Raw genomic sequence first — 19,304 nt, forward strand, 5'->3', positions numbered from 1 at the left:
CGTTATTTTGATTCGTTTTCCAAAAATTGTTCCAATGAGTAAATGTCCGGAATCAATACCTGACGTGCTTTACTTCCTTCAAAGGGACCTACAATTCCGGCGGCTTCCAATTGGTCAATGATCCTACCGGCCCTGTTGTACCCCAACTTTAATTTTCTTTGGATGAGGGAGGCTGATCCTTGCTGGGCCGTAACAATCACTTCGGCCGCCTCACGGAACATAGCATCCCTGTCCGAAATATCATAATCAATACCCGTGCCAGAGTCTTCTCCTACATATTCTGGCAGTAAATGAGCTTCAGGATAGGCACGTTGCGACCCAATATATTCGGTTATTTTTCCAACTTCAGGGGTGTCCACAAAGGCACACTGCAAGCGAGTCACATCATTGCCTTGGGTGAAAAGCATGTCTCCACGACCTATCAATTGGTCGGCTCCTTGTGCATCCAAAATGGTTCTGGAGTCTATCTTGGAAGTCACCCTAAAAGCAATACGGGCCGGGAAGTTGGCCTTTATGATACCGGTAATTACGTTTACCGAAGGTCGTTGGGTGGCAATGATCAAATGGATTCCTATGGCCCTTGCCAACTGCGCCAAACGGGCAATCGGAGTCTCTACTTCCTTCCCCGCAGTCATAATAAGGTCTGCAAACTCATCAATCACCAAGACAATATAGGGGAGGAACTTATGTCCATCATTGGGATTCAACTTACGGGCCTTGAACTTGGCATTGTATTCTTTAATGTTCCGGACCATTGCAGTTTTCAACAACTCATACCGATTGTCCATTTCAATACAGAGCGAGTTCAAGGTGTTGATCACTTTGGTGTTGTCCGTGATAATGGCTTCTTCGGAATCCGGAAGCATGGCCAAAAAATGTCGTTCAATCTTATTGTAGAGGGTTAGCTCCACTTTTTTGGGGTCTACCAAAACAAATTTGATCTCTGCAGGATGCTTTTTATAGAGTAGCGAAGTGATCACAGCATTCAATCCTACGGATTTACCCTGTCCTGTGGCACCCGCCATAAGCAAGTGGGGCATTTTGGCCAAATCCACCACAAAGGTTTCATTGCTAATGGTCTTACCAAAAGCTATGGGCAGTTCCATTTCCGCCTTTTGAAATTTATTGGAGGCAATTACTGACCGCATGGAAACTATGGATGCATTTTTATTGGGTACCTCAATACCCACCGTTCCCTTTCCTGGAATGGGCGCAATGATACGTATGCCCAAAGCAGCCAACGACAGGGCAATGTCATCCTCAAGATTTTTGATTTTGGAGATACGAATACCAGCTTCGGGGACAATTTCGTAGAGGGTAACCGTGGGGCCGATAGTGGCCTTTATTTGGGCAATTCCAATTTTGTAGTTCTTTAGGGTGCTTACAATACGATTTTTGTTTTCCTCCAGCTCTTCTTGGTTGATGGTGATTCCGCCAGATGCACCATGCGCTTCCAGAAGCTCCAAAGGAGGGAATTTGTAGTTTCCTAGTTCCAGTTTTGGGTCGAATTCCCCAAAATCCTTGACCAATTTCTCTGCCTTGATGTCTTTTTCCTCCTTTTCTTCCTTTACTTTTTCAACTTCAAGGCTAATGTCTATCTCTTCTTCTTGGGGGAGGTTAACATCCAGTCCTGCTTCATTTTGGAGTGGAGGTATGTCTTTTTTATGGGTGTAAGTATCCACAACTGGAGCAACATCTGCTTCCTTTGTCTCCAATTGAATGCTGAGTTCATCAAGCTCATCCATATTTTCAACAGGAGGAGCATCCTTTTGAAAATCGGATTTTATTTTTTGTCGTTGGGACCGGAAGAAATTGGCAACTCCTTCAGGCGTAAAGTTGAAGAGTCGTACTAAAATGACCATCAACATAAAAATCAAGATCAAGAAGACTCCAATCTTACCGGTATAATCTTGAAGGAAGTCGTTCATCTCATAACCGATGAGCCCTCCCAAAAGGGGTTGCTCTGCAGCAAAGAAACCCAAGGCCACTGAAATCCATATGATACCAGTTAGACCCCAAATCCACTTTCCTATCAACCCTTTGCCACTCAACCCCAAGAACAAGTAAAGTCCAGTTACGGCGAGCAATAAGGGGAAGGCGAACGAAGCCAGCCCAAATCCCTGGTACATGAAAAAGTGGCTCACACTAGCGCCAAACTTGTTCAAAAGATTACTGGCTTCCGCATTTCTGTGGGCAAACTCGGAGAGGATGCTTTGGTCTTCCTGCCACGTGAAATAGTAGGACATGAAAGAGAAGAAAAGTGCTATGCTGAGTACAATCAGCAAACTGCCCAAGATAATCTTGTTTTGCTTGGAAGGCCGTAAAGAGACCTTCTTTTTGGCGGTTGTAGGTTTGGATTTTGATTTTGTCCTTTTCTTTGCCATTAATCCGTTTGCTATGGGGCTAATTTACAAATTTACGCTGCTATACAGGGTTTTGGATGTTGTTACATCAATTTGGGCACATAGATGATCAATCCAATAATACTGGCGACAATGGATACAATCATTACGGCACCCGCGGAAATATCTTTGATCAGACCAATTTTTGGATCTTGATCGGGTTGGATGTAATCCGCTACTTTTTCAATGGCCGTGTTCACTCCCTCTATACCCATGACCAATCCAATGGCAAAAAGCTGAAGCATCCATTCCGTGGGCGATATCTCAAAATAGAATCCCGCTGCGGTTATCACCAAGGCGATAAAAAACTGTATTTTGATGCTGGCCTCTGTGCGCAACAACAAAAATAGGCCCTTGAATGCAAAGCCCACACCTCGGATCCTATTTTTGAAAAAAGATTCCTTAGGCATCCATCAATGCTTCAAGCGCAGCTTTATAATTGGGCTCGTCCACAGTTTCGGAAACTTGCTCGGAATAGATGACCTGCCCCTTTTCGTTGAGGACCACTATGGAGCGTGACAGAAGCCCTTGCAATGGGCCATCGGTAAACTCTACCTTATAGGATTTTCCAAAGTTTCCATCCCTGAAATCGGATAGGGTCTCTACCTTGTCAATGCCTTCGGCACCGCAGAAACGGGTTTGGGCAAAGGGAAGATCTTTGGAGATGCAAAGTATCTTGGTGTTGTCCAGTTCGGCAGCTTCTTGGTTGAATTGGCGAACCGATTGTGCGCAAGTGCCCGTATCTATACTTGGGAATATGTTCAAGACCACTTTTTGGCCCGAATAATCCGAAAGGGAGGCAGGGGAGAGGTCGTTTTTTGTCAATTTGAATTCTGGGGCTTGGGAACCATTCTCAGGAAGGTTTCCAAGGGTGTGTATTTCATTTCCTTTTAAGGTGACTGTAGCCATAACTATATATTTGGTTCAGGCTCAAAAATACTTAAAAAAAACCTTCCCATAATGCATTACGGGAAGGTTCTTGAATAGAAAATATGGTAGGGTCTATTTGTCGATGGAACTCAGCACTCGGGACATAAAAGCATTTAAGGCTTCTTTTTTTGGTGTTCCGTTTTTTATCTCATTTGATACTTCCAAGGCGCCGTAAATATTGGAGATGAGTTCTCCAATGGTGTCCAATTCCTCATCTTTTAGACTGGGAACATCGCAGATGTGTTCCAATGTTTCTGCGGTTTCCAGAAGATAATCCTCATCATGCTCCTCAACAAAATTGACCAGCTGTTTAATTATGGGCAACTTCATGGACCAAAGTTTTTAATACATCATATTTGTTGGTCTGTACCTGATTTTTCAATGTCCCGTTGGAAAAGGCGGCAAAGGTGGGCAGATTGTCCACGTTGGCCATTTTTCTCGACTCCGGGAATTTTTCAGCATCAACCATCACAAAAGTGACATTTTGGTTAAGGGAAGCCTCTTTCTTGAACTTGGGCTTCATAATCCTACAATTTCCACACCATGATGCGGAATATTGTACCACAACGGACTCGTTGCTTGCAACAAGTTCACTCAGGTTGTCTTTTTCCAATTCTATGACCATGTCCTTAGTTTACGTGGTTGGCCAAATATTCTGCTACTCCGTCACGATTGGCGTTCATGGCTTCTTTACCTTCTTCCCAGTTGGCGGGGCATACCTCACCTTTTTCCTGTACGTGGGCAAATGCATCCACCAAACGGATAAATTCTTTAACATTTCTACCTAGGGGCATATGGTTGATGCCTTCATGGAACACCGTACCTTCCTCATCGATCAAATAGGTGGCCCTGTAGGTTACATTGTCTCCTTCAACAAGAACAGAATCGGTTTCCTCATTATAATCTTCGTTGGTAATATCCAAAATGCCCAAAGCCTTGGCTAAGTTTCTATTGCTATCGGCAACGATAGGGTAAGTTACTCCTTCAATCCCACCATTGTCCTTTGCAGTGTTCAGCCAAGCAAAGTGTACCTCTGCAGTATCGCAAGATGCGCCAATCACCAAAGTGTTCCTTTTTTCAAATTCGGCCAAATGTTGTTGAAAAGCGTGTAGCTCCGTTGGGCAAACAAAGGTGAAATCCTTTGGGTACCAGAAAAGCAAAATTTTCTTTTTTTCAGCCTTGGCTTTTTCTAAAATGTTGATTTTAAAAGTGTCGCCCAATTCATCAATGGCATTTACTTCGATGTTTGGAAATTTTCTTCCGACTAATGTCATTCTTGTGTTTTTTTATATAGGTTATACTGCAAAATTAGCGCAGGGAAATGGCTTTCCCCAAGGAAAAAATCAGTATTTCCTATGGATGGATAACCCTAACTTATGGTGTAAAAAAAGCAGCGGATTTTTAAAAATCCAACAATTACGAAGGGTGAAAAATTGCAATTTCGCAAAGAAATGGCCCTAGGGTAAAAATGAGGCCATAAATTTTTATGCCGTAGCCTTTTCAGTCAACATTTTGATTTTAATCTTGAAGGCGGCGAACAATAGGGTCATGAACGGACTCAACCAATTGAAGACCGCATAAATCCCATATTCCATAACACCAACGCCCAATACGCCGCTATGGTAGGCACCACAGGTGTTCCAAGGAACCAGTACAGAGGTCACGGTTCCTGAATCTTCAAGGGACCTACTTAAATTTTCTGGGGCTAGGCCACGTTCCCGATATGCTTTGGAAAACATCTTTCCAGGGACCACAATGGCCAGATATTGGTCCGATGCGGTTACATTGAGCGCCAAACAACTGCCCACGGTACTGGCAAAAAGCCCAAATGTGGTCTTGGCCATTTTCAATAAGGATTCGGTGATGCGCTCCAAGGCACCTATGCCGTCCATGATGCCGCCAAAGACCATGGCACAGACTATGAGCCAAATGGTGTCCAGCATACCAGCCATTCCTCCCGAGGAGAATAGGTCGTTTAAAGCAGGGTCGTCCGTGGCAATGGAGGTGTCTACGGTGATGGCATTTAAAATGCCCTTGTATCCTGATTCAAAGGTGAGGTTTTCGCTACCGCTAATGGAGGTGACAATATCCGACTGAAAAATCAATGCGAAGGCGCCGCCCAATAAAGTTCCTATCAATAAGGCCAATAAGGGAGGGGCTTTTTTAACGATTAAAAAAATCACCACAACAGGTACCAAGAACAACCAACCGCTAACATTGAAGGTGCTCCCAATGGTTTCAAGGATAGCACCAGTATCGGCACCTCCTTTGGTTTCAATGGTAAAGCCCATAATAATGAACACCAATAAGGTTACGGTGATAGTGGGTACGGTGGTCAGTGCCATGTATCGAATATGGGAAAACAATTCGCCGCCCGCCATGGCAGGGGCCAAGTTGGTAGTGTCACTCAAAGGGGACATTTTATCTCCGAAGTAAGCTCCTGAAAGTACCGCTCCAGCTGTCATTCCCAAAGAAATGCCCAAAGCTTCACCAATGCCCACCAATGCAATACCCACCGTTGCGGCCGTGGTCCAGCTGCTTCCCGTGGCAATGGAAATGATGGCGCAAATAATTACGCAGGCTGCCAAAAATATGGTGGGATTCAATATTTGGAGACCGTAATAGATCATGGCCGGAATAATACCACTGACCAACCAGGTCCCGGAAAGGGCGCCCACCATCAATAAAATAAGTAGGGCCCCGGTAGTGGAACGCACATTCTCGGCCACTTCGGCAATCATTTGTTTGTAGGATACTTTATTGAAAAACCCCACGATGGCCGCCATGGCACCTCCCATAAGAAGGATAAACTGGTTGGAACCACTCAGGGCGTCATCACCAAAAACATAGACGTTATAGGCCAACATGGCTACCAGCGCAAAAACAGGAATCAAGGCTTCCCCAATGGTCAGCTCCTTATTTTCAACAATATGTTCATCCTGTCTGTACTTTGGTTTTTCCTCTTTGTTTGGCATGTGGTCTGAGTTTGTTAAGAGGTAATATTACGATTTTGAACCTTGTTCTCCAAACCGCTTTTTATCCTTTAATCAATAGCTGATGGTGATAGGTTTAGAATCCCCAATTTCTCCATACAGCTCCTCATGGCCAAATAGGTCTGGTGGATGTTGTTGTCCAATCCAATTGAAAAACGGATAAGTCCTTGCGACAATCCCAGCGCCTCCTGTTCCTCCATGGGAATTTCTGAAGAGGTAGAACTGCCTGATGCACTGAAGAGGGTCTTGTAGAAACCGAGGCTTACTGCCAAATAACCCAATTTTTGGGTTTGCATAAGTTCCATCAAAGCATTGGCCCGATCTACTGAGCCTACGTCCAGGGTGAGCAGCCCGCCAAAACCATATTCTGGGTTCATTTGGGATTTCATCAACTTGTGACCAGAGTGACTTTCCAATCCCGGATAGACCACTTTTAAACCATCCTTTTCAAATTGTTGAGCTAAGTACAAAGCATTTTCACTGTGCTTTTTGATGCGGATATGCAGTGTACGCATATTTTTGAGGATGGATGCCGCCCGGAGGCTGTCCAACGTACTTCCCATGAGCATTCCCGCTCCATTGTTCACATCTTTTAGGCTTAGGCAGAAATCGCTTGAAGCACAAACGGCGCCGGCAACGCAATCACTACTGCCATTGATGAACTTGGTAAGACTGTGTATGACAATGTCCGCACCCAATTGGGCCGCGTTGATGTTCAAAGGGGAGAAGGTATTGTCCACCACCAAAGGAATACCATGTTTCTTGGCCAATTTGGAAAGGGCTGAGATGTCTGCTACTTCCAAAAGGGGATTGCTAATGGCTTCACAATAGATCATTTTGGTCTTTGGGGTGATGGATTGCTCCACCATGTCCAAATCGGTGATATCTATAAAGGATGTGGAAATATTGAACTTCTTCACAAAGTTTTTCAAAAAGGCATAGGTGCCTCCGTAGATGGTCCTGCTGCAGACTATATGGTCATCCGTATCGCAAAGTTGAAAAACCACAGCGCTGATGGCGCCCATGCCACTGGCAAACACATTGGCCGATTCCGTGCCTTCCAGCTGGGCCATGGCCTCACCCAAATAGAGATTGGAAGGGGAGGAGTGTCTGCTGTACAGATAGCAACCTTCAGTATTGCCCTCAAAGGTGTCGAACATGGTCTTTGCGGAAAGAAATGTATAGGTGGAAGAATCTGATATGGAGGGGTTTACCCCACCAAATTCACCAAAATATTGAAGGTCTTGGATGTGTTCCGATGCTTTATAGTCCATTGTTTGATAATTTTAGGTGAAAAGTATTCAAATGTGGGTATTAAGTCAACATTTGTGTTATTATTTAGATTTTAAATCTATATAAAGTTCCTATTCAAGATTTATATTCTATTTTTAATGTAATATTCAATCGGAAATAGAAAAATCATCAGGATGGAACTCGATGCAACAGATATACAGTTGGTACACTTGCTTCAGGAAGACTGCAAGAAAACAACAAAACAATATGCGGATAGCTTACAACTTTCCAAGACAGCAGTGTATGAACGCATAAGAAGATTGGAGCGCAATGGGGTAATCACAAACTATGTGGCCTTGGTGGACAAGGAGAAGGTACGGCGCGACTTTATGGTGCTTTGCCAGATACGATTGGTGCAGCACACTAAGGAGAATGTATTGAAATTTGAACGGGAAATCCTCAAGTTGGAAGAGGTGTCCGAATGCTTTCATGTGGGGGGCGACTATGACTACATTTTAAAGATCCATGCTGGGGATATGAAAAGCTACCGCGAGTTCATGTTGACCAAGCTAACCACTATCAACAATATTGGAAATACGCAGAGTTCGTTTGTTATCAACGAGGTGAAAAACAGCCCATCGGTACATATTTAGCAAACTTTAACCTAAATCGGTGTTAAAAAACGGCTTTCGGTATAATAGGATGTGTAATTTTTGCGATATCAAAAAACGAACAACCATCAAAAGACTTCTTTTTCCGTCATGAAAACCCGTACCCGATTGTTTCTTACCGTGTTGGCCACGGTCATTGGAGGGCTATGTTTGTCCTTGTACACTACACTTTCCCAAGATATTTTGTTTGATGGGATGAGTTTTTGCTCTTCCTCTACATTGGATTTGACATTGGGCACATTGGCCATGTTCACCTCGGCCGTTCTCACAGGTTTCATTTCTTCATTGATAGTGGTCCGGGATAATCTTTGGCCCCATTTTATTATTTCGCTCTTTATTGTTGGAAAACTGTCCATGGTGGCACTTTGTGGCCAATGGGGTGGACCTTTGTGGTTTGAGTCGGGAGTGCATCTTTCACTCTTGGGTGGACTTTGGTTGGGATGCTACGGTGCCATTAAATTCCCATTGGCTCCAGTATAGTTGTTCCGCTAGGGAGCCCCCCCCAACTTTTTTACCCGGATATGTTAAGGAAAAATGCATGGTCTATCAGAGAAACATTGTTATTTTTGTATCTGATAATCGAAAGAATAATTATCTCTAAGCATTTACTATGAATCAATATGATGTGGCCGTTATTGGCTCTGGGCCCGGAGGCTATGTAGCGGCAATCCGTTGTGCCCAACTGGGAATGAAAACTGCAATAATTGAGAAATATGCCACCTTGGGGGGAACCTGTCTAAATGTAGGCTGTATTCCATCCAAAGCCCTTTTGGACTCGTCGCATCATTACGAAGATGCCGTAAAGCATTTTGAAGAGCACGGGATTGATATTCCTGGAGAGATAAAGGTGAACCTGGAGCAGATGATTGCCCGTAAGCAGGGTGTTGTGGACCAGACTACCAAAGGAATCCAATTCTTGATGGATAAAAACAAGATTGATGTTTATGAAGGTTTAGGCAGTTTTAAGGATGCCACCCACATCAACATTGACAAAGCTGATGGCAAAAAAGAGACCATTGAAGCAAAGCATACCATCATTGCTACTGGCTCCAAGCCATCCACATTGCCTTTCATCAAAATTGATAAGGAACGGGTCATTACGTCAACAGAGGCATTGAAACTGAAAGAAGTTCCCAAGCACATGATTGTTATTGGAGGCGGGGTCATTGGACTGGAATTGGGTCAGGTATACAAGCGTCTTGGTGCCGATGTGACCGTCGTGGAGTTCATGGACCGTATTATCCCTGGAATGGATGGGGCGCTTTCCAAAGAGTTGATGAAGGTGATGAAGAAGCAAAAAGTGAAGTTCAACCTATCCCACAAAGTAAAATCGGTGGAGCGCAAAGGCGATGAGGTCATTGTGAAGGCCGATGATAAAAAAGGACAGGAGGTCACCTTCACGGGAGATTATTGCTTGGTCTGTGTGGGAAGAAGACCCTACACGGACGGATTGAATGTTGAAGCTGCCGGAGTAAAATTGGATGATAGAGGTAGAGTAGAGGTGAACGACCACCTTCAGACCAATGTATCCAATATTTATGCCATCGGGGATGTAATCCGTGGTGCCATGTTGGCCCATAAGGCCGAAGAAGAAGGAACTTTGGTGGCGGAATTGTTGGCAGGTCAAAAACCACATATCGATTATAATCTGATTCCCGGCGTAGTGTACACATGGCCAGAAGTTGCCGCGGTGGGTAAAACCGAAGAGCAGCTCAAGGAAGCTGGTGTGGAATATAAAGTGGGTCAATTCCCCATGCGTGCCTTGGGTCGTGCCCGCGCCAGCATGGACATAGATGGGTTTGTAAAGATTTTGGCCGATAAAAAGACCGATGAGGTGCTAGGGGTGCACATGATTGGAGCCCGAAGTGCGGATTTGATCACGGAAGGGGTCACAGCCATGGAATTTAGGGCATCTGCAGAGGACATTGCCCGGATGAGCCATGCCCACCCAACCTTTGCTGAGGCTGTTAAGGAAGCTGCCTTGGCCGCTACAGATGATAGGGCCATACACGTTTAAAGTATAGCATCAGCCAAAGGCTGTATGGAAATTTGCCCAAAGGGTCATCGAGTTACATCGTTGACGTTTTGGGCATTTTTTAGCCCCTAACGGTACGTAGAAATCTGCGCAATACCAATCGCGCGCGGATGGAAAGTTCCCTGAACAGGGGAATTATTGAAGTCTCTTTCATATCAATGGCTTGACGTTTCACGGAAGCCATAACCCACGCAATCTGTGATTTGATTTCTACTTCATGTCGGTGGTACTTCAAGGCTAGATACGTACAGACAACCATAAAAAGGACTGCCCCCGGAATCACTATCTGTGGAGCAAGGGAATGGTTGAAAAAACGATAGAGTCCAATTCCGGTAAAACTACCGTAGAGAATGATAAAGTGAATGACATAAATGGACAATGTGCTGGCACCAATGTTCAAAATGGTACGGTTGGTCAAGAATCTCCGTAGGAGCATGAACACGGCAAAAACGATAAAGACATTCCCAAGCCTAATGAAGAGGTAGTTGTTCAAAGGAATCAATCCAAAAAACTCCCATCCCGTAATTTTATATAGGGATGTAAATGCACCTGATGAATGATAAATCAGCAAATACCCCACCACTGTTGCCAAAGGAATGCCTACAGTATATAAATATTTAAAATCCTTGAATCGGGTAAAGAGCACCGAAACAAACCCGCCTAGTGTAGCATATCCCAACCAAGGAAATATGGTAAATACCGAGCCATTGGCCTTGGTAAAATAGTTGGCTATGGCATTGGGTAAAAAGGAAAACGACCACTGTTTATACACGGGTTCAAACAGGAACAGTATTAAGGTAATCCCAAGTAGTATTGTTGGGAAAAGATATGGTTTTCGCTTGCTTGCAAGAAGATAGACACCAATCAATGCCAAAATGGAAAAACCAATGCAGTGCAGCACATCTACCAAATAGAAAGCGTTGTACAGTTGTCCCTTGAAAAGTCCCAAAACATTTAAACGAAGCAAATACCCTATCAAAAGAAGCTGTAATCCGCGGCGGACACCCTTTGCAACTCTGGGATTATTGAATCCTTTTTGGGGTATCCGAATCAGCAAATAAGTGAAAATAAAACCAGATACCGTAAAGAAAACAGGCGCGGTGATGCCCCTGAAATACAACCAAACATTGAATATAGAGTTTTCTGTATCCCTGTAAATGGGGTCCAAAAGCCCATCAATGAAATGCCCTTGGAGCATCATTAAAATGGCCCAAGCCCGCATGGTATCGATAAAAAACAATCTGTTGGTCTGTGCTTTCATTTGTCTTCGGCTATCCTATATACTTGTTTAGCAATAGGTTTGGATGCTTTTCGGGGCAAAATTATACAAAATAGTCGCATCTGTTCATCAATTGGGGTATTTTAGCGAAACAATCAAATATTTCTTGTAATGGCTGCAATTTTGGCACTCGCCGGAAGCAATTCTTCAACTTCCATCAATTTTAAATTGGTTCAATATACCACTTCATTGGTGCAAACCCATGATATTCAGGAACTAAACATGGCTAAGCATCCCTATCCCATGTTCAGTGAGGATGATGAAAAACAGAACGGTTATCCAGATGCATTAGTGAAACTGAAAGATGATTTTCAGCAAGCGGATGCCCTTATTCTTTCTGTGAACGAGCACAATGGAAATCCTTCGGCTTACTTTAAGAACGTATTGGACTGGTTGTCCCGGATTGACCGTAAATTTTTGGAAGGCACAAAGGTCTTTTTAATGTCGACCTCAGGGGGTAAACGGGGAGGCATAGGTTCTTTGGGGGTCATTGAAAATATGTTGCCCAGATTTGGAGCCGAGATTGTATCTACCTTTTCCCTGCCCTCATTCCATGAAAATTTTGGGTCTGGGGCCATTGTCAATGCCGAATTTAAAGAAGAGCACCTTACCGCTTTGGACACCTTTCTAGAAACACTTCAATAAGCGACCCCTTGCGAAAGCAACGAACGTATACAATTTCCGACCCAGACACTATTAAGCAGTCCTTGTTGCACTGGACCAGGGATTATGAAAAGATTGTATGGTTGGATGACAATGGCCATCGTAATGATTACCACTCCTATGATGCGGTTTTGGCTGTTTCTCGCCAGACAGATGATTTAAAGGATATCAATTCATTGCAACAACTAAAGGATGTTGTTCGGAATAATCAAGATTGGTTGTTTGGGTATTTTTCATACGACCTTAAAAATGAACTGGAAGACTTGTATTCCCATAATTTTGATGGATTGGGATTTCAGACCTTGCAGTTTTTTCAGCCTGAAAAGATCATATTGCTCAACGGAAAAGAATTGACCTTCTTGTATTTGGAGCATTTTGATGAGGACATTGAAAGTGATTATGAACAACTTTTGTCAAATAGGGGAGTGTTGCAAGAAAAGAGAATCGCATCCACTCCCATCCGAATAAAAATGCGTATCCACAAGAATGCCTACTTTGAAAAAGCCAACCGTTTTCTGGAGCATATCCATCGAGGTGATATTTACGAGGCCAATTTCTGCCAGGAGTTTTATGCTGAAGATAGCATCATAGATCCTTGGTTAACTTACAAGCGCCTGAATACCATTTCACAACCTCCTTTTGCTAGCTTTATGCGGTTGAACGAGAGGTATCTTCTCTGTGCTTCACCAGAGCGCTATTTAAAAAAGACAGGACAAACAGTTATTTCCCAGCCAATTAAAGGTACTGCGCCCCGAAGTAGGGATAAGAAGGAAGATGAAAAGCTAAAGCAGCAACTGACCCAAGATGAAAAGGAGCGTGCAGAGAATATCATGATCACCGATTTGGTTCGCAATGATCTTTCAAAAAGTGCGCTAAAAGGAAGTGTTTTTGTTGAAGAGTTATGCAAAGTATATCCTTACAAGCAAGTGCATCAGATGATTTCGACGGTAGTTGCCACTATGCCAAAAGACAAAAATCCGGTCGAGCTTATTGAAGAGACCTTTCCCATGGGCAGCATGACCGGTGCCCCAAAAATTTCGGCCATGAAGATCATTGAGGAACTGGAAGAAACCAAAAGAGGTTTGTACAGTGGCGCTGTAGGCTATTTTGACCCCAAAGGGGATTTCGATTTTAATGTGGTCATCCGAAGTATTCTGTACAATGCCACAAACAAATATGTGTCCTATTCGGTGGGAAGTGCCATTACGGCAAAGTCGGATCCTGAAAAGGAATATCAGGAGTGTTTGTTGAAGGCCAAGGCCATGCGCAGCGTTTTGGAAACGGACTGATCTTTATTGCTATTTTTGTGGCATGCTGAAACAGTTCACCGAACATATCAATTCCAATCTCCCCTTCCTAAAGGAAAAACCACTATTGTTGGCTTGTAGCGGGGGAGTGGATAGCGTGGTATTGGCCCACTTATGTGTCGCATCTGGGTTGAAGGTGACCTTGGCCCATTGCAACTTTCAATTAAGGGGGGAGGAAAGTGATACAGACGAAATCTTTGTTCAAGACCTTGGTGAAAAATTGGGGTTGGAGGTGATTACCCATCAATTTGATACAGAGAAATATGCGGTGGCCTACCGAGGGTCCATCCAAATGGCGGCAAGGGAGTTGCGCTACCAATGGTTCAATGAGGTTTTAAATACCGGAGAGTTTGATTTTGTACTGACAGCACATCATGCCGATGACGATTTGGAAACCTTTTTAATCAATCTGTCTCGGGGAACGGGCATTGAAGGTCTTTCAGGGATCCCCGTTCAGAATGAAAAAGTAATTCGCCCCTTGTTAAACTTTTCAAGGCAAGAAATCTTGGATCATGCCAAGAACAATGCCTTGGAATGGCGGGAAGATAGTAGCAACTCGGAGAGCAAATACCTTCGCAATAAAATCCGATTGGATATTGTGCCCCAACTCAAAACACTGCATCCGACTTTTTTGGAAAACTTCAAGCGGACCCAATCCCATTTGGAGCAGACCCAATCCTTGGTACGGCATCACGTGGAAGAAATCAGAAAAAAACTGTTTGAAAGCCAAGGAGATATCATCAGAGTGAGCGTGGAAAAGTTACAAGGACTTAAACCTTTGGTAGGGTATCTATACGAACTCTTCCGAGCGTATGGCTTTACGGAATGGAATGATGTGGAAGGCTTGTTGCACGCCATGAGCGGTAAGGAAGTGCGTTCCAAGACCCATCGTTTGGTAAAAGACCGTACCCATCTGATTTTGTCCCCAATCGAGACAGGATTGGAGGAAGTGTTTTGGATTTCGGATGATGTCAAGGAACTTGAAAAACCTATCAACCTTAGGTTGCAAAACGTTAAAACCATTGAAAATACAGGAAGAAACACCATCTATTTGGATAAGGAAAAGTTAAACTTCCCGTTATTGTTAAGGAATTGGGAAAAAGGCGACTACTTTTATCCCTACGGAATGGATGGCAAGAAGAAACTGTCCAAGTTCTTTAAGGATGAAAAAGTGGATGTTATTTCCAAAGAAAAGCAATGGTTGCTATGTTCCAACGATACCATTGCCTGGGTTGTGGGAAGAAGGGCGGACAAACGGTTCAAGGTTGAGGATTCAACCAAGGATATTTTAAAGATTACACTGGTTACATGAGGTATTTTTTACTTGTATTTGGTTTTTTTATTACTACCCTTGCCCTTTCTGCGCAAACAGATGCAGACCCTGCGCTTTGGAGTCATGAAGTAAAAAAAATATCGGACACCGAGTACGAATTGGTCTTTAAAGGTAAGATCATGGATGGTTGGCATGTGTATTCCCAATATACTGCCGAAGGGGGTTCTTTGCCCAGCGAGTTCACCTTTGAAAAGGCTGGAGAGGATTACGAACTTATTGGTAAGACTTCTGAGAGTGAAACCATTAAAGAATACAGTGATATTTTTGAAGTAGAGGAGACCTTTTTCAAAAAAGAGGCCATTTTTACCCAGAAAATAAAACTGCTCAATCCAGCTATTCGACAGATATCGGTCAATCTCTTTTATCAAATCTGCAAAGAAGTCTGTATTCCCAAAGATGTATTGTTCCAAATTTCGTTGGATGGCAATGCATTTGCTGAAACCAAAAAAGAATTGGATGAGCGCAGCCTGGCCTTGGGCGAATCGCTTCGAGTAGAACTAAAGAACAAATCTTTATTGAATCAAGGAGGACTTGGTGGAGCGGATGGAAAATCCAATTTGTGGATGATATTTGGTCTAGGATTTTTAGGAGGGCTTATTGCCTTGCTAACGCCCTGTGTTTTTCCTATGATTCCATTGACGGTTTCTTTTTTTACCAAACAGTCACAACAGAAATCAAAAGGAATTGCCAACGCCGTTTTGTACGGATTTTTTATTGTGTTGATTTATTTCTTGTTGAGTTTGCCCTTTCATCTATTCAATTCGGTAGACTCACAAATATTGAACACCATAGCCACCAATATTTGGCTTAATGTCTTCTTCTTTGTCATTTTTGTGATTTTTGCTTTTTCATTTTTTGGTTATTATGAGCTTACCTTACCCAGCTCATGGGCCAATAAGATGGATTCAGCCTCATCAAAAGTAGGAGGAGGTTTGGGAATCTTTTTTATGGCGTTGACCTTGGCCATTGTATCCTTTTCATGTACGGGGCCAATTTTAGGAGGGCTTTTGGGGAGTACAACCCTCGCTGATGGTGATGTGGCCACCAATTTAACGGTGGGCATGGTAGGCTTTGGCCTGGCCTTGGCCTTGCCCTTTGCGCTCTTCGCCCTTTTTCCGGCGTGGTTGAATTCTTTGCCCAAGTCTGGGGGATGGATGACCACCGTGAAAGTGGTTTTAGGTTTCTTGGAGCTGGCGTTGGCCTTCAAGTTCCTCTCCAATGCAGATTTGGTAGGTAATTGGGGAATATTCAAAAGAGAGATTTTCTTGGGTATTTGGATTGTACTATTTGTGCTCATGACCCTTTACCTTTTTGGGTTGTTCCGCTTTCCACACGATGGTCCCAAACAAAAATTGTCCGCTACCCGCAAAATGTTCGGTCTTTTCGGATTGGCATTTTCGGTATACCTGGTGCTGGGGATCTTCAATCTTATACCATTAAAACTTTTGAGTGGTTTTCCACCTCCTGATTTTTATAGTGTTTCCCAAACCGAGAGCGATTGTCCATTGGGATTGGATTGCTTCAAGGATTTTGACGAAGGCGTTGCGTATGCCAAAGAAGTCAATAAGCCCATTTTGTTGGATTTTACAGGTTGGGCTTGTGTGAATTGTAGAAAGATGGAGGAAAATGTATGGAGCCATTCCAGTATATATCCTCTGTTGAAGGATGAGTATGTTCTTATTTCACTTTACGTAGATGATCGAAAAAAGCTTCCCGACTCCGAAAAGTTTGATTTTCAGTACGATTCCGGAAGAATAAAAACCATAGAAACCATTGGTCAAAAGTGGGGGACCTTCCAAACCATTAACTTTAATGCCGCATCGCAACCGTATTACGTATTGCTATCCCCAAATTTGGAAATATTAAATGATGCTGTGCAATATGTTGATGTAGAGACCTATGAAAAATGGTTGCGTTCAGGACTGGAGAAGCATCAACTTTCCATGAATAAATAACAGTTATTTTTAGTTGGTTTTTAATGCATTCAAGAAAATAAACTTACCTTAGAATGCTAATTAGCTTAACCAAAATTCCATGAAAAAGATAAAAAAGGTACTCTGGGCAATAGCCATTTTGCTACTGCTCATAACCGTTGGAGCGCTTATTTTTGTCAACTCACTTAAACCTGATTATTCTGGGGAAAAGACTTTACCTGGACTTCAGGAAAAGGTGAATGTTTTTTACGACACCTATGGCATTCCCCATATTTATGCCAGCACAGAGGTGGATGCCGTAAAAGCTTTGGGGTATGTACACGCCCAAGACCGACTTTGGCAAATGGAATTATTGCGCCGTGTGGCCACTGGAAGGCTTTCAGAGGTTTTTGGAGAGGATTTGGTGAAAACGGACAAGTTTTTTCTCTCCTTGGGTATAGACGAGTATTCCACCCAAACAGTTGCTCAACTAAACATGCAGAGTGAAATGGTTGTGCTTTCCAGGGCCTACCTTGAGGGAATCAACGAATTCATAAAAAAAGGGCCGACCCCTATAGAGTTCCATCTCACTGGATTGGAAAAAGAGCCTTTTATACTGGAAGACATTTATAATGCAGTTGGTTATATGGCTTTTAGTTTTGCCATGGCTCATAAAACAGACCCGTTGCTAACCAGTTTGCGCGATAAGTTGGGAGAGGAATATATGCGTGATTTGGCTATAGATTCCGACACTTCTACCGTATGGATCAAAAATTATCGGAAAACTCCCATGGATTCATTGGCTGTGGATATTACCAAAAGTGTAACCCAAGCATTGGACAATTTGCCAATACCTCAATTTATTGGAAGCAATAGTTGGGTGATCGCACCTGAAAAAACCAAAAACGGCAAGGTTATTTTTGCCAACGACCCCCATATTGGTTTTGCTCAGCCTTCTGTTTGGTACGAGGCGCATGTAAACGCCACAAACTACGAAAAGTACGGATATCACATGGCGGGCATTCCGTTTCCAATTTTGGCCCATGATAGGAACTTGGCCTATGGAATGACCATGTTCGAAAATGATGATATTGATTTTTATTATGAAGAAGTACACCCATCGGATAGTACAAAATACAAGGTTGCCAATACATGGTTGGATTTTGAGTATGTGAACAAGACCATCAAGGTGAAAGATGGTGAAGATATATCCTTTGCGTACAAAAAGACGCACCATGGACCTGTCTTAAATGGCATTGCTGACCAGATTTCACAAGAAAGGCCTGTATCCATGTCCTGGGTCTATACAAAGCCCAAGAATGAGGTTTTGGATGCCCTATACGGAATAAGCCATGCCGCTAATTTAGATGAGTTTAAAAATGCCTTGCCCAAAATTCACGCTCCAGGGCTCAACATTATGTATGGGGATTCAGAAGGCAATGTGGCCTGGTGGGCTGCGGCAAAACTCTACCAAATGCCTGATAGCTTGTCCACAAAATTTATTTTGGATGGAGCAACAGGGAAAGAAGAGCCATTGCATTATATAGACTTTTCCGAAAACCCAAGTGCGATCAATCCGCCTTGGCATTATGTGTATTCTGCCAACAATCAACCAGATTCGATAGCCGGACAGCTTTATCCAGGATATTATTTGCCCGAGAACAGGGCTAAACGCATTGTGCAATTATTGGATGCTAAGAATGATTGGGATAAAACCACTGCATCTGAGATGATATTGGATGTTACCTCTTCCGTTAATCCTTCCTTGATAACGGAACTAATCAAAATGTTCGATGTAACCTTGCTTACCAAGGAACAATTGGTACAGGTAGATTCCCTAAAAAACTGGGATGGCCGTTACTCCTTGAACAGTACGGTACCTACCTTATACCACAGATGCGAATATTTTACTGTAAAGAATACCATGGAAGATGAGATGGGCGAAGAAATGTTCAATAAGTTTTTGGCAACCCATCTCTTTAAACGACAGATTGCATGGGGCGCTAATATGGCCGAGGGGCAGTGGTGGGATAATGTGAACACCAAGGATGTGGTGGAAACCCGCAGGGACATAGTCTTAAAATCTTTTTCGGATGCATGGATTTCCCTGGTAGAGGACTTTGGTCCTGATCCCAGCCAATGGACATGGGACAAGGTTCATACATTGGAACACCCGCACCCAATAGGTCAGGTGGAATCACTGCGAAAATACTTCAATGTGGGACCGTTCCCGGTTGAAGGAAGCCGTGAGGTTATCAACAATTTAGCTTTCCCCTACGATAGCACAGGACTTTACAAAGTAAACTCTGGGCCGTCTACCAGACGTATTGTTGATTTTTCAGATATAGAGAACAGTATCAGCATTTTGCCCACAGGGCAATCAGGTAACCCGTTCAGCAAACACTACAAAGATCAGGCGGAAATGTATGCACAAGGCAAGTTCCGAAAAATGATGATGAACCAAGAAGAGATTCAAAGTACTGCGGAATCCGTACTTATCTTCACTAAAGAATGATATCATTAAAAAAATCCGTTGGTTCTAAAT

17 protein-coding genes are annotated in these 19,304 nt (G+C 43.2%); 8 read left to right on the plus strand and 9 right to left on the minus strand.

The features are described from left to right. Positions 1–2: 2 nt before the first annotated feature. The 8 genes from ACP14V_RS07390 to ACP14V_RS07425 all read right to left on the minus strand — a co-directional run bounded on the left by ACP14V_RS07390 (position 3) and on the right by ACP14V_RS07425 (position 7,599). The gene (locus ACP14V_RS07390) at positions 3–2,384 is read right to left on the minus strand and encodes a DNA translocase FtsK (RefSeq protein ID WP_272609982.1); all 2,382 of its coding nucleotides are present in this window, start codon (positions 2,382–2,384) and stop codon (positions 3–5) included. Positions 2,385–2,446: 62 nt separating this feature from the next. Continuing rightward, on the minus strand, positions 2,447–2,812 hold the full coding sequence (locus ACP14V_RS07395; protein ID WP_272609983.1) for a diacylglycerol kinase family protein: 366 nt from the start codon (positions 2,810–2,812) through the stop codon (positions 2,447–2,449). Beyond that, positions 2,805–3,311 carry a thiol peroxidase gene (gene tpx / locus ACP14V_RS07400; RefSeq protein ID WP_272609984.1) on the minus strand — a complete coding sequence of 169 codons (507 nt, stop codon included), beginning with the start codon at positions 3,309–3,311 and terminating at the stop codon, positions 2,805–2,807. The genes ACP14V_RS07395 and tpx overlap by 8 nt, the downstream gene beginning before the upstream one ends. Positions 3,312–3,404: 93 nt before the next feature. Next, positions 3,405–3,662 carry a DUF6952 family protein gene (locus ACP14V_RS07405; RefSeq protein ID WP_136566875.1) on the minus strand — a complete coding sequence of 86 codons (258 nt, stop codon included), beginning with the start codon at positions 3,660–3,662 and terminating at the stop codon, positions 3,405–3,407. After that, entirely contained in the window at positions 3,643–3,957 is a 315-nt protein-coding gene (locus ACP14V_RS07410) for a thioredoxin family protein (RefSeq protein ID WP_272609985.1), read from the minus strand. Before ACP14V_RS07410 ends, ACP14V_RS07405 begins: the two co-directional genes overlap by 20 nt. A 4-nt stretch (positions 3,958–3,961) precedes the next feature. Then, positions 3,962–4,606 carry a peroxiredoxin gene (locus ACP14V_RS07415; RefSeq protein ID WP_116217827.1) on the minus strand — a complete coding sequence of 215 codons (645 nt, stop codon included), beginning with the start codon at positions 4,604–4,606 and terminating at the stop codon, positions 3,962–3,964. 210 nt (positions 4,607–4,816) lie between these two features. Beyond that, the gene (gene nhaC / locus ACP14V_RS07420; RefSeq protein ID WP_272609986.1) at positions 4,817–6,307 is read right to left on the minus strand and encodes a Na+/H+ antiporter NhaC; all 1,491 of its coding nucleotides are present in this window, start codon (positions 6,305–6,307) and stop codon (positions 4,817–4,819) included. Between the two features lie 68 nt (positions 6,308–6,375). Further along, positions 6,376–7,599 (minus strand): aminotransferase class I/II-fold pyridoxal phosphate-dependent enzyme, encoded by a 1,224-nt coding sequence (locus ACP14V_RS07425; protein WP_272609987.1) that lies wholly within the window; start codon positions 7,597–7,599, stop codon positions 6,376–6,378. Positions 7,600–7,752: 153 nt separating this feature from the next. On the opposite strand from ACP14V_RS07425, the gene ACP14V_RS07430 reads away from it, so the two are divergent. The 3 genes from ACP14V_RS07430 (at position 7,753) to lpdA (ending at position 10,246) form a co-directional block, all read left to right on the plus strand. Next, entirely contained in the window at positions 7,753–8,211 is a 459-nt protein-coding gene (locus ACP14V_RS07430) for an Lrp/AsnC family transcriptional regulator (protein ID WP_272609988.1), read from the plus strand. A 108-nt stretch (positions 8,212–8,319) separates the two neighbouring features. After that, positions 8,320–8,709: a hypothetical protein gene (locus ACP14V_RS07435; protein WP_272609989.1), complete on the plus strand. Its 390-nt coding sequence runs from the start codon at positions 8,320–8,322 to the stop codon at positions 8,707–8,709. Between the two features lie 130 nt (positions 8,710–8,839). Continuing rightward, positions 8,840–10,246 carry a dihydrolipoyl dehydrogenase gene (gene lpdA / locus ACP14V_RS07440; protein WP_272609990.1) on the plus strand — a complete coding sequence of 469 codons (1,407 nt, stop codon included), beginning with the start codon at positions 8,840–8,842 and terminating at the stop codon, positions 10,244–10,246. Positions 10,247–10,325: 79 nt separating this feature from the next. Here lpdA and ACP14V_RS07445 read toward each other — a convergent pair whose 3' ends face one another. After that, entirely contained in the window at positions 10,326–11,525 is a 1,200-nt protein-coding gene (locus tag ACP14V_RS07445; RefSeq protein ID WP_272609991.1) for a heparan-alpha-glucosaminide N-acetyltransferase domain-containing protein, read from the minus strand. 129 nt (positions 11,526–11,654) lie between these two features. Between ACP14V_RS07445 and ACP14V_RS07450 the strand changes: the two genes are divergently transcribed. The 5 genes from ACP14V_RS07450 to ACP14V_RS07470 all read left to right on the plus strand — a co-directional run bounded on the left by ACP14V_RS07450 (position 11,655) and on the right by ACP14V_RS07470 (position 19,274). Beyond that, positions 11,655–12,188: an NADPH-dependent FMN reductase gene (locus ACP14V_RS07450; protein WP_272609992.1), complete on the plus strand. Its 534-nt coding sequence runs from the start codon at positions 11,655–11,657 to the stop codon at positions 12,186–12,188. 8 nt (positions 12,189–12,196) lie between these two features. Then, positions 12,197–13,495, plus strand: coding sequence for an anthranilate synthase component I family protein (locus tag ACP14V_RS07455; protein WP_272609993.1), 1,299 nt, complete (start codon positions 12,197–12,199; stop codon positions 13,493–13,495). 22 nt (positions 13,496–13,517) lie between these two features. After that, positions 13,518–14,825 carry a tRNA lysidine(34) synthetase TilS gene (gene tilS, locus ACP14V_RS07460; protein ID WP_272609994.1) on the plus strand — a complete coding sequence of 436 codons (1,308 nt, stop codon included), beginning with the start codon at positions 13,518–13,520 and terminating at the stop codon, positions 14,823–14,825. Continuing rightward, complete coding sequence (locus ACP14V_RS07465) at positions 14,822–16,801, plus strand: protein-disulfide reductase DsbD family protein (protein WP_272609995.1); 1,980 nt, start codon at positions 14,822–14,824, stop codon at positions 16,799–16,801. The genes tilS and ACP14V_RS07465 overlap by 4 nt, the downstream gene beginning before the upstream one ends. Positions 16,802–16,880: 79 nt before the next feature. After that, a complete protein-coding gene (locus ACP14V_RS07470; RefSeq protein WP_272609996.1) occupies positions 16,881–19,274 on the plus strand; it encodes a penicillin acylase family protein in 2,394 nt (797 codons plus the stop codon). Positions 19,275–19,304 lie beyond the last annotated feature (30 nt).

Source organism: Flagellimonas alvinocaridis (assembly GCF_965248585.1).
Taxonomy (GTDB): Bacteria; Bacteroidota; Bacteroidia; order Flavobacteriales; family Flavobacteriaceae; genus Flagellimonas; species Flagellimonas alvinocaridis.